This window comes from Pseudocolwellia agarivorans (assembly GCF_002000085.1).
GTDB classification, from domain to species: Bacteria; Pseudomonadota; Gammaproteobacteria; order Enterobacterales; family Alteromonadaceae; genus Pseudocolwellia; species Pseudocolwellia agarivorans.
Map to the genome: position 1 here is coordinate 1 of NZ_MUZU01000025.1, position 11,995 is coordinate 11,995.

14 protein-coding genes are annotated in these 11,995 nt (G+C 34.7%); all 14 read right to left on the bottom strand.

Annotation, left to right across the window (positions count from 1 at the left end; translation table 11 throughout):
• Positions 1–102 precede the first annotated feature (102 nt).
• The 14 genes from B0X80_RS19960 to B0X80_RS20015 all read right to left on the bottom strand — a co-directional run bounded on the left by B0X80_RS19960 (position 103) and on the right by B0X80_RS20015 (position 10,452).
• On the bottom strand, positions 103–480 hold the full coding sequence (locus B0X80_RS19960; protein ID WP_077343596.1) for a type II secretion system protein GspG: 378 nt from the start codon (positions 478–480) through the stop codon (positions 103–105).
• Positions 481–933: 453 nt separating this feature from the next.
• Positions 934–1,179: a hypothetical protein gene (locus B0X80_RS20495; RefSeq protein WP_077343599.1), complete on the bottom strand. Its 246-nt coding sequence runs from the start codon at positions 1,177–1,179 to the stop codon at positions 934–936.
• A gap of 1,193 nt (positions 1,180–2,372) precedes the next feature.
• Positions 2,373–2,702 (bottom strand): hypothetical protein, encoded by a 330-nt coding sequence (locus B0X80_RS19970; protein WP_077343601.1) that lies wholly within the window; start codon positions 2,700–2,702, stop codon positions 2,373–2,375.
• A 109-nt stretch (positions 2,703–2,811) separates the two neighbouring features.
• On the bottom strand, positions 2,812–3,366 hold the full coding sequence (locus B0X80_RS19975; RefSeq protein WP_077343604.1) for a hypothetical protein: 555 nt from the start codon (positions 3,364–3,366) through the stop codon (positions 2,812–2,814).
• Complete coding sequence (locus tag B0X80_RS19980; RefSeq protein ID WP_077343606.1) at positions 3,366–3,947, bottom strand: ComF family protein; 582 nt, start codon at positions 3,945–3,947, stop codon at positions 3,366–3,368. The genes B0X80_RS19975 and B0X80_RS19980 overlap by 1 nt, the downstream gene beginning before the upstream one ends.
• Positions 3,948–4,081: 134 nt before the next feature.
• Positions 4,082–4,567: a type II toxin-antitoxin system YafO family toxin gene (locus B0X80_RS19985; RefSeq protein ID WP_077343609.1), complete on the bottom strand. Its 486-nt coding sequence runs from the start codon at positions 4,565–4,567 to the stop codon at positions 4,082–4,084.
• The gene (locus B0X80_RS20500; protein ID WP_175624003.1) at positions 4,527–4,676 is read right to left on the bottom strand and encodes a hypothetical protein; all 150 of its coding nucleotides are present in this window, start codon (positions 4,674–4,676) and stop codon (positions 4,527–4,529) included. Before B0X80_RS20500 ends, B0X80_RS19985 begins: the two co-directional genes overlap by 41 nt.
• 641 nt (positions 4,677–5,317) lie before the next feature.
• A complete protein-coding gene (locus B0X80_RS20505) occupies positions 5,318–5,467 on the bottom strand; it encodes a hypothetical protein (protein ID WP_175624004.1) in 150 nt (49 codons plus the stop codon).
• A gap of 566 nt (positions 5,468–6,033) precedes the next feature.
• Positions 6,034–6,825 carry a Cthe_2314 family HEPN domain-containing protein gene (locus B0X80_RS19990; RefSeq protein WP_077343611.1) on the bottom strand — a complete coding sequence of 264 codons (792 nt, stop codon included), beginning with the start codon at positions 6,823–6,825 and terminating at the stop codon, positions 6,034–6,036.
• A gap of 483 nt (positions 6,826–7,308) precedes the next feature.
• Entirely contained in the window at positions 7,309–7,803 is a 495-nt protein-coding gene (locus tag B0X80_RS19995) for a hypothetical protein (RefSeq protein WP_077343613.1), read from the bottom strand.
• 473 nt (positions 7,804–8,276) lie between these two features.
• Positions 8,277–8,816 (bottom strand): hypothetical protein, encoded by a 540-nt coding sequence (locus B0X80_RS20000; protein WP_077343615.1) that lies wholly within the window; start codon positions 8,814–8,816, stop codon positions 8,277–8,279.
• A gap of 118 nt (positions 8,817–8,934) precedes the next feature.
• Positions 8,935–9,225, bottom strand: coding sequence for a hypothetical protein (locus B0X80_RS20005; protein WP_077343617.1), 291 nt, complete (start codon positions 9,223–9,225; stop codon positions 8,935–8,937).
• 113 nt (positions 9,226–9,338) lie between these two features.
• Positions 9,339–9,848, bottom strand: a complete 510-nt coding sequence (locus B0X80_RS20010) for a hypothetical protein (RefSeq protein ID WP_077343619.1) — start codon at positions 9,846–9,848, stop codon at positions 9,339–9,341.
• Between the two features lie 115 nt (positions 9,849–9,963).
• Positions 9,964–10,452, bottom strand: coding sequence for a hypothetical protein (locus tag B0X80_RS20015; RefSeq protein WP_077343621.1), 489 nt, complete (start codon positions 10,450–10,452; stop codon positions 9,964–9,966).
• Positions 10,453–11,995: the final 1,543 nt, after the last annotated feature.

Sequence of the window (11,995 nt, forward strand, 5' to 3'; positions counted from 1 at the left end):
ATAACGCCTCATTCAGAGGCAAATAATTGTTGGCTAAAATAGCGACGAAGGAGCAAAAGCCAACTGTTATTTGTCCTGCTGCAATGACTTGTTAGAGGTAATTTACTCAACCCAATCAGGGTAACAAATGTTTGGAGCAATATCATCTGGACTGTTTAAAACACCATCTTTACCCATTGAGACAAGTGTAAAACGCTTTTTACTTTGGGTATAAATATAATCATTACCCCAAGGATCTTTTTTAATAATGTTGAGATAAGGCTTACCTGATTCACCGTAGTCATTTAATGAGGGAAAAGTAAGTACATTTAGACCTTCTTCATTAGTTGGCCAACGACGTTGATCCATTTTAAACATGGCAAGAGCTGTACAAAGACTTTTAGTTTCAAGCTTAACAAGTTCACTGTCTGATTCGCTTCCATTTGCAATAAACGAAATTAACAAAGACGAAATGACTAAATAAAGTTGAAATATACGCATAACCTTTGATTACCTCTAACGCCTCATTCAGAGGCTAAAAAATGTTGGCCAAAATAGCGAGGCACGAGCAACGGCCAGCTGTTTTTAGTCCTTTGCAATGCCTTGTTATATGCCTGATAAACCTGAACTAAAATACAAAAGTTAGAAGTAAAAGGCGTTAGCAATAAACACACTATAAATTGAGCTACCCACAAAAGCCAGAACGAAATAATAGCTTTACCACAAAAGTGTCTTTAACAAGGTAAAGCTTATTAGTGACTATTGGAAAACTATAATAGCGAAACTCGCGGCAGCACATAAAAAAGTAAAAGTTAGCAACTAAATTATTAGCTAAACCACCCTACTAAATGAATTGCATATAACGCCCAATTAATGGGCTTTTATTGCTGGCTAAAATAGCGAGGGACGAGCACAGCCAGCTGTAAAAGTCCCGTTGAATTGCTTGTTATATTTTTAATTACTCAAGCTCATTTTCCGTTTTTTGTTAAACCAAATTACGATACTTTTAAGCATGTTATCAAATGAATACAAACAAATAGAAAGTAAGATCAATACTGCAAATGAAAACTTATCGAACGAAAAAACATTTGCTTTTGTTGCATCGACACCTGACAGTTCAAGCAATGCTATTGATAAAGAAATTGAAATTAAATACTTTAAGAATCTCCAGTACACATTTTCAGTTTTTGAATCATCCATAATTTAAACTCCATAATTTGATGAAAATATAACGCCGTTTTAAGCGGCAAAAAATTGTTGGCTAAAATAGTGAACGAAGTGAACAAAAGCCAACTGTTTTTTGTCCGACTTGAAAACCCTTGTTATGTGTTTACCAAACTCTGCCTTTAAACGCTAAAGGTACAAGTAAACACCGTTAGCTTTGCACAATACGCTAATTTGAGCGCACCACTAAATTAAGTACGAACTAATGGATTTGCCACCTTTGAAAAAGGTATAAAAGGCAAAGCCTATTAGTGACTATCACAAAGCTAAACTAGCGAAAACTAGTAAGCAGCACACGTAAAACTTTGAGGCTTAATAAAACTTTATTAGCTCGCGCTAACAATAAAATCTGAAAGACACATAACGCCGTTTTAAGCGGCAAATTGTAGTTGGCTAAAATAGTGAACGAAGTGAACAAAAAGCCAACTGTAATTTGTCCGACTTGAAAACCCTTGTTATGTGTTTACCGAACTCTGCCTTTAAACACTGAAGTTAGAAGTAAACACCGTTAGCTTTGCACAATACGCTAATTTGAGCGCACCACCAAATTAAGCATAAACTAATGGATTTGCCACCTTTGAAAAAGGTATAAAAGGCAAAGCCTATTAGTGACAATCACAAAGCTAATCTAGCGAAAACTCGTAAGCAGCAAACGAAAAACTTCGGAGCTTAATAAAACTATTTCAACACGCGCTAACAATAAAATTTGAAAGACACATAACGCCCCGCTAAGGGGAAATTTATAGTTGGCTATAATGTTGAACGGAGTGAAAACAGCCAACTGTAAATTTTCCCTCTTAAGCGACTTGTTATATGCAATTTACGGGATGCCAATTTCCCAAAGTTGTTCATTGCTTAAAAGCTCATTTGTCCCATCATTTGATTGGATTAATCCTAAACAATATTTCTTAGAAACAAATAGCTTTTTAGTTGCCAACATAATGACAACCAAATTACCTAATTCATGTGGCTCTAGCCAAACATTTTGTGAAAATATTTGACCATCAATTTACCATTGATAAATTGATCTCTTAAATACTCTAATTGTGCATAAATGCTTGATTGATTCATTTTGCATATAACGCCCGCTTAAGCGGAAAAATATTGTTGGCTAAAATGTTGAACGGAGTGAAAACAGCCAACTGTATTTTTTCCGTTTAAAGCGCTTGTTATGAAGCCTTTAGAAGCTCCACCATTTTTTCTATTTTTGGTTTTGTAATGTTACCGACTAGAACAGGGTTTGCTAAAGAGTATATATAATCTTCAACTGACTCATAATCTGTGTCATCTCTACACTCTATAAAGTTCGCCCAATCTTCAAGCTCTTCGGAGTTAATTTCGTTAGCTAAATATTTAGATAAAATGCTAATCAGAACTTCTTTAGATACAGTGAAATGTTCAATATCTGAATCCCACTCAAATTTGGCTAATTCCGAATAAGCTAATTCAATCTTATCTCCGAAAGTTATAATTTGCTCTAACGCTTGCGCTCGGTTCATATGGCTTCATAACGCCACCTTAAGCGGCAAAAAATGGTTTGCTAAAATGTTTGAGGAACGAAAAACAGCAAACTGTTTTTTGTCCGTTTAAAGGTCTTGTTAGGCACATTTAAAACAGGCTAGTTTGTTCATTTTTAAATGCTTCGATTGATGAAAGTAAGCTAATCTTTTTATCAGCTTTGAGTAAGGCAGATTCACTCATATACGATACCAGTACCTCTAAATCCTCAACACTTTTTACTTTTACAAATAGCTTTTCTTTATTTACAAAGACTAAAGAGCTTTTTTTTCTCTTTAATAATTCTAATGTATTACTTAATGTTCCCGTACTCTTAGTATCCCAAATCATTAGCCCGTAATCGCAATCTTCAGCCATAACTAAATCTTTAGCCGTGAAAAAGGCTCTTGTGCCTGGCGAGTGGTTCGTTTCAATTTTATTAGTTGACCAGTGACCTAGATTATTCCTTGGTTGTGCCCCTGCACAATAAACCGAAACAGAAGTAACCCCATTTTGTAGCAAGTAATTCTGAATTGAACTATCTACACCATCAGCATCACCTACTAAAACCTGATATTGAGAATTAATAATATTGTCAATTCGCTTTAATACTTCTTGATGGATATTTTTTATTCTCATTGATCCTGATATAAAAACTTTATGCATTAGCGTTTCCTAGTTGCAGTAGCCACATATATATTTCTTATTTTAGAGTATTCTCTCAATACTTTTGTCGCGGCTTCTAGTGAAGAACCAGTATCATAGAGATCATCTACGATTAATATATCGTAATCTCCATCACCTAAGACATCGTTTATAGCAAATGCTTCCACTAATGTATTTACTTTATCTTCTCTAGAATCAATATCTTTCATTTGCGGAGTATTAACACTCTTTATTAGTAAGTTCTCTAGACATGGTATTTTCATGTTTTCAGCGACTTTTAAAGCTATTTCTCTAACTGGTTGCCTTGCTCGTTGTTTAGAAGCTGGCATTGGGATAACTAAACACGCTGTTGAGAAATATTGTGATAGAGATTCAGATATTTGATTGGCAATTTCTGGTATTTTTGTATAGTCAGAGCGATATTTTAGCAAAAACAATGCTTCTCCAACCTCACTTCTAGTTGTATCGAATTCAGCGTGCCCCCATTGATTTTCACCTAGATAAATACTTTGTAATACATGTTTATCAAGTGAATACCCTAAATCCCAATTACCATTTATTTTTTGGATGTTAACTTCCATTTTACTTCCTTATAAATATTATCAGAGTGCTGAAGAGTTTAACTATGTGCCTAACGCCTCAATAAGAGGTGAATGCAGTTTGGAACAAACTGTAATGAATCCTTTTAATTGACTTGTTATGTTTCTATTTACTTCTAGAGAATATTTTCATACTGGGATTTGAAGTCTTTTGCGTTATCTACCCAATAATTTATTTGTTCTAATTGAGGCTGTTCGTAGATATCGTGGGCGTTATCTACGATAAAGTCCAATACACAAAAAATATGGTTTTGTTTTGCTGATAAGAAGTAGGAGTAAACTAAGTAACTATTACTAGTACAATCCCACTGTGCGACTACCACATCATTACTACCCCAATCACAACCACCTTGGAATACGTGTACATGGTGTATATCTAAAGCCTTACATTCATCAGGGGCTGAGAACTGCCTATCCCTACCAAAAGTATCATGTACGCCTTGGTACTCTTTTTGTTCAAATGTAGTGGGAGTAGGAATTTCAGAAGAAGTACAAGAGTTATTTTTATATTCTATAAATTCGTCAATGGCTGTCGTTATTAAACTGCCAGTAGACTCTATTTTATTTTGAAGCTCTCTGTGAGGTTTTACTATTACTGCCATGTACTTTTTTAATTCCTTGTGAAATAGCAGCTAGAGCAGCAAAAGATGCAATAAATGCTTGTTTTTCTTCTGTCGTTTTATTAATTCTGTTAGGTCTAACTTTAGCCATAACAAGATCCTTAAAAGCTAACGCCCGGATAAGGGGCAAAAAATAGTACTAAAATTAAAGTACTTTATGATTATAGTTGCTAAGTAAACACAATACAACAATATTGTAGTTTCGCTAACGTTGAGGGGGTGTACATAACTTCAGGGATTGGTTGAAACATAACGCCCAATTAATGGGCTTTTATTGCTGGCTAAAATTGCGAGGAACGAGCACAGCCAGCTGTAAAAGTCCCGTTAAATTGCTTGTTATATGCCTGATAAACCTGAACTTAAATACATAAGTTAGAAGTAAAAGCCGGTAGTAATAACCGCACTATAAATTGAGCTACCCACAAATGCCAGAACGAAATAATAGGTTTGCCAACAAAAGTCTTTTAAATAGGCAAAGCTTATTAGTGACTATTGAAAAACTAAAATAGCGAAACTCGTAGCAGCACATAAAAAAGCAAAAGTTAGTAACTAAATTCTTAGCTAAACCACCTTACTACATGAATTGCATATAACGCCACCTTAAGCGGCAAATTGTAGCTGGCTAAAATCGAGAGCGAAGCGAACACAGCCAGCTGTTTGTGTCCGTTTAAGCAACTTGTTATGTGTAAAATAAGGGCGGCGTGCCAGCCAAACTGAATACACGCCTAAACATTACAACTTAGCTAAGACACAAGATGCACCTATTGCTAACACGAATGCAGTAATAGGTGGAAATGAGATTACAAGAACCCCAAATAACACACCAAAAGCACCTAAGTTAAGATGCAAGTTTGCTGAACCCGTTAAATTAGTATTTGTCATTGACAACTCCTTTAACAATGCCTCAGTCTCATATTGGATCGGGAGAGAGGCGATTCAGACTTTTGCTACCAGATTCGGGTTTAAAGCCGGTCATCCTGGAGGTAGCAACCCGACCGGAGGGTTGTTGGAAGGAGTAACTCAACTTCCAAGCATTCTTTACACATAACGCTTACATAAGCGGAAAATTAAAGTTGGCTAAAATTTGAAGCGAAGCGGAAAAAGCCAACTGTAATTTTTCCGTTTGATGTTCTTGTTATGTGTTACCCAACTTGCGCGGTTACGCTAATAACCAATACTGTTAAATAACACACTTGTTAACATTTAGAATTAAACCTGAAGAATTAACCAAGAAAAGAATACTTAACGTTAATTCAATCCCTGAACCTGAAAGTTTAATACCATTTAATTGCGCCCTACTTTAAATTCTTAATCACGCTTTAACAACGAATAATTTTAAGAATTAGCACTGACACATAACGCCTCATTCAGAGGCAATAAAATAGCTGGTTAAAATTAGCGAGGCACGAGCAAAAACCAGCTGTTTTTTGTCCTGCTGAAATGACTTGTTAGCTATCTTTTCTATGATAGCTATGAAAATGTCCCGAAACACCACTTCTAGAATTTTTAGATAGCTCATCATGTTTATCTCGGTAATATAAATAAAGTTCGTCTACTAATTCAATACAAGCACGAAGAGCGTCTTGCACCTCTTTTACCACAATACTATAAATTTTATCTCTAGAGTTTTCATAAGTAGCCACTAAATCATACCCTTGTATTTCTGAATTGTGAGATTCCGACCACGCCATATTTTTAAACATTTGATCATCTTCTGTGTATAAATTACAGAAACCTTTATGCGCTCTTTCATTTCGATCCAGCCGCAGTGGCACCCCAGTTTGATCTAATGTTCTTAAGTGATCTAGAATTTCTGGATAATTGTCTTTGAGCACTTTTTTTAACTGTTTTATGTTCAGTTTATAATCTGGAAGATTAAGCTCTAAAACTTCATTTACAAAATGAAAAGCAATATCTCTTAAACTTGAAAACCTAAATAGAGATAAATCTACAATCGATTTTAGCCAATCATATCTATTTATATCTTGAACTGACGATTTTAAAGGCACCTCTTTAGCTCCAAGCATTTGAGGGATAACCCTTAGATCAACGAATTGTTGCTCTAGTGCATCAAACCTAACATAGGTTAAATGTGCATATGCCATATGAGGATCTGCTTTTGAGAACTCTTCCCAATTCTTATAGGGGTGATCATGCAGGAAATACATATTTATGGAGTCATATAGAACACCTTTGAATGTTGATTCTTCTAAATCCCACCAATAATATTCGTTATTCATCACACTCTCAGATTACGACAGATAGCTAACGCCCAATTAATGGGCTTTTATTGCTGGCTATAATTTGCGAGGGACGAGCACAGCCAGCTGTAAAAGTCCCGTTGAATTGCTTGTTATATGCCTGATAAACTTTAACTTAACTACTGAAGTTCAAAGTAAAAGACGGTAGTAATAAACGCACTATAAATTGAGCTACCCACAAATGCCAGAACGAAATAATAGCTTTGCCACAAAAGGCTCTTTAACAAGGCAAAGCTTATTAGTGACTATTGGAAAACGATAATAGCGAAACTAGTAGCAGCGTTTACAAAAGTACTTTTGGTAAAAACATTTTTAGCTAAACAAACAATACTATTTGAGTGCATATAACGCTTTGCTAAGCGGCTAAGGACACGTTTGCTAGACTGCGCGAAGCGCGGGCAAACTGTACGTGTCCGATTGAGCAACTTGTTAGGTTTGAAACTTATTTAAAACTGACATGGATTACTGAAATTTTGATATAAACTCCGCTACTTGTTTTGGTACATATGCAAACTCAAACATGTCTTCACTTTTAAGGTCAATGAATTGGCTATCACCTGAAATTTTAGAGTGTTCAAATAACAAATCAACAAACTCGGTACTGAAGCTGTCTGAATGTTGTTCGAAAGTCCACTTGTACTCTTTAGAATTAGATTTAAAAGTTATTTCAACATTATTACCATTTAATTTTGAAGAAATATCATCAAAAGCCATTTTACCCTTCGTGAAATTACTAAAGGCATTCATGTAATTGACATAATCTTCGTCTGCATCATTATCGGTGCCGATATCTTCAGGCCACATTTCAGCAACTAAATCCTCAGCGAGATGCTCTTTAAGTAAATAAATAGCATCATAAACATCATTCATTGGTTCGCTTTTAGCTTTTTTAGGCATTATTGATAAATCTTTTAAAATATCAACAATCTCGTTTCCATGCTCTTGTGTAAACTTCATAAATATACTCCTTAAGTGATTTAATTAACTAAAACCTAACGCCCAATTAATGGGCTTTTACTGCTGGCTAAAATTTGCGAGGAACGAGCACAGCCAGCTGTAAAAGTCCCGTTGAATTACTTGTTATATGCCTGATAAATCAGAACTTAAATACAAAAATTCAAAGTAAAAGACGGTAGTAATAAACGCACTATAAATTGAGCTACCTACAAATGCCAGAACGAAATAATAGCTTTGCCAACAAAGTCTTTTAAATAGGCAAAGCTTATTAGTGACTATTGAAGAACTAAAATAGCGAAACTCGTAGCAGCGTTTACAAAAGTAAAAGTTAATAACCAAAATATTAGCTAAAGCACCCTACTACATGAATTGCATATAACGCCTACTTAAGCGGAAAAATATAGTTGGCTAAAATGTTGAACGGAGTGAAAACAGCCAACTGTATTTTTTCCGTTTGAAGTTCTTGTTAGGTACTAATCACTAATAGATGCTGACAAAGATTCTTTGGCTGTTGGTCTATAGGTTAATTTAGAAGTAATATTGGCTTTATGTTCATTAAAGTAAATAATATCAACACCAAAATGAAACTCACTCAATAATGTAGATCTCATTGGCTGTAAAACAACATGACAATCATAAAAAGAATATTTACCATACTCTACCAAGTTAAATTTAAAAGACTTTATATCAGTTAAATAAATATCAGCATGTCTTCTACTATCTTTAAAAGACCGTTGATAAAGGCTTGTTTCACCTATTTCTATCGAGCCTTTATGGAAATAAATATACTCATTAATCCAGTAATATACTGGCTTATATAAAAAAGAGGAAAATATAAATAATAAGTAATATATGGCTTCCATTTCGTCTTTATCGAAAAACTCAATAACATTAATAACATACAAAAAAGTAATAATCACACTTAGCACTAAAGCAGTTGTTTTTTTCCTTATACCGAATTTGGAATTTTGATATCTCCAACTAGAATATCCCTTTGGTTCAAACCACTTCACCAGACTCTCCTTGGTACCTAACGCCTCGTTAAGAGGCAAAAAATTGTTGGCTAAAATAAGCGACGAAGGAGCAAAAGCCAACTGTTTTTTGTCCTGCTTTAACGACTTGTTAGGGATATTACCCCAACAAAGCTTCTTTAGTTTCAATGAGTAAGCGAGCAACTTCAAGTGCTTTTTTACTATTTGCTGACATTCCCATTGAGCCTGATTCTACTTTAATTAAATATGCTGAAACCTCATGATCTTTTGAATCGTTGATTAGCAATTTAAAAACTTGAGGTAAATAGGATTGATATTCATCACGAGCCATCGGTATGTCGCAAACACCAATTGGATCCCAAAGATAAAATAGGATTTCATCAACTCGACGATATAATCCTTTTTCCGAAGTGCTGAGCCGATTATTCATATATCCCTAACGCCCTGTTAACAGGCAAAATAAAGTTGGCTAAAATAGGTGAACGGAGTGAACAAAAAGCCAACTGTATTTTGTCCTTGTTTAACAGCTTGTTAGATTACCATTTATAAAAGCTTACCTAATGCATGTAAAAATTCTTTTTCACTTAGCTTCATTTTTTCAATAAGGCTGTTCCTTTCATTTTTATCACTGCATTTGGGGTCAATAATAAATGAAATTACCTTACTAATGCATTTGTCATATTCTAACAAGGCATCAGTCACCAAATTATTTCCGATAATACCTGATAATGCTTTAGCTCTTGTACGATCAATTTCACTCTCTTGCATTTTTACAGATGACTCTGAAATTTTTTCTGCCATATCTTTGCTGCAGTTAAAATCTGAAGATAATAAATAAGCTATATAAGAAGTAGAACTGCCTATATTTTTTGATAAGGCTTCAGAAAAACTTAAAATTAATTCACGTCTTCCTTTTTCATTTTCCATATATCGTTGCGCTGATATTTTACGACGCTCGATCATATATGGAATAAGTCCTGCGGAAAGACCTACTACGGCAGGGATTCCAATTTTAATGATATCTTTATATAACTCAATTTCTTCGGGGGACACTTATACATCCTTGGTAATCTAACGCCCTAATAATGGGCAAAAAATTGTTTGCTAAAATGTTGAGGGACGAAAACAGCAAACTGTTTTTTGTCCTTATTAATTAGCTTGTTATATTTCATTTTGCCATAGCTTGTATTACTAAACTAAATATCGCGACACTGATTGTGATTGCATTTGCTAAAAGGAAACTCCAAAACAGTTTTTTACTGAGCTTTGTATATAATTTAAAGCCCCGTTTATAAACCATGCCTTCAATAAGAACATTAAATAAGCATGTGAAAATAAAAACTAAAATCCAAGCAATTATTCCTAATCGTCCTAAACCAAATATAAGAAAAAAATACAAACCAGGAACTACTTTAAACAATCCAACAAAAACTATTCCGAGTACTGCAGAAGCCAAATTAGCGAAGATAGTAGCTTTGATTGCCTTTTTGGGAGGAATTTTAAAAAGTCTTTGCACAAACAAAAACTCAATCATTAAACCAATTAAAATTGCCCACCAAGCAAAAGAAGTGGCATTCATTATCACAAACGGCCAAATAGCATTGGCATTAGAATAAAAAGAAATAGTAATTAGAAGTAAGAATAGAAATATACGCATTGATCATCCATGAAATATAACGCCCAATTAATGGGCTTTTATTGCTGGCTATAATTTGCGAGGGACGAGCACAGCCAGCTGTAAAAGTCCCGTTGAATTGCTTGTTATATGCCTGATAAACATAAACTTAAATACACAAGTCCAAAGTAAAAGGTGGTAGTAATAACCGCACTATAAATTGAGCTACCTACAAATGCCAGTACGAAATAATAGCTTTGTTACATTACGAAGTAATAAAAACAACAAAGCTTATTAGTGACTAGTGAACAACTATAATAGCGAAACTCGTAGCAGCGTTTACAAAAGTAAGATTGATCACAACATTTTTAGCTAAACCAGCCATACTATTTGAGTGCATATAACGCCTCATTCAGAGGCTAAAAATTGATGGCCAAAATAGCGAGGCACGAGCAACGGCCAGCTGTTTTTAGTCCTTTGCAATGCCTTGTTATGTGCTTGATAAACTTAGACTACAAGTAGTAAAGTTCAAAGTAAACACCCGTATTTTTAGCTAAACCTTAATTTGAGCTACCCACCAAGCTAAGTAAAAAATAATGGCTTTGCCACAAAAGTTCTTTAGCAAGGCAAAGCCTATTAGTGACTATTGATCAAGTTAGAATAGCGAAAACGGAAAGTAACGAATACAGAAGTTAGCATTGTAAAGTTCCCTTTTAGCTAAAAATAATAAACAACTATTAGCAGACACATAACGCCCAATTAATGGGCTTTTATTGCTGGCTAAAATTGCGAGGGACGAGCACAGCCAGCTGTAAAAGTCCCGTTGAATTGCTTGTTATATGCCTGATAAACCTGAACTAAAATACAAAAGCCAGAAGTAAAAGACGGTAGTAATAAACACACTATAAATTGAGCTACCCACAAATGCCAGAACGAAATAATAGGTTTGTTACATTACGTAGTAATAAAAACAACAAAGCTTATTAGTGGTCATTGAAAAACTATAATAGCGAAACTCGTAGCAGCGTTTACAAAAGCACCTTTGATAAAAACATTTTTAGCTAAACCACCCTACTTCATGAATTGCATATAACGCCCAATTAATGGGCTTTTACTGCTGGCTAAAATTTGCGAGGAACGAGCACAGCCAGCTGTAAAAGTCCCGTTAAATTGCTTGTTATATGCCTGATAAACCTGAACTTAAATACATAAGTTAGAAGTAAAAGACGGTAGTAATAGCCACACTATAAATTGAGCTACCCACAAATGCCAGAACGAAATAATAGCTTTGCCACAAAAGTCTCTTTAAAAAGGCAAAGCTTATTAGTGACTATTGGAAAACTATAATAGCGAAACACGTAGCAGCACATAAAAAAGTAAAAGTTAATAACCGTATTTTTAGCTAAAGCACCCTACTACATTAATTGCATATAACGCCCAATTAATGGGCTTTTATTGCTGGCTAAAATTTGCGAGGGACGAGCACAGCCAGCTGTAAAAGTCCCGTTGAATTGCTTGTTATATGCCTGATAAATCTAAACTTAAATACAAAAGTTCAAAGTAAAAGACGGTAGTAATAAACGCA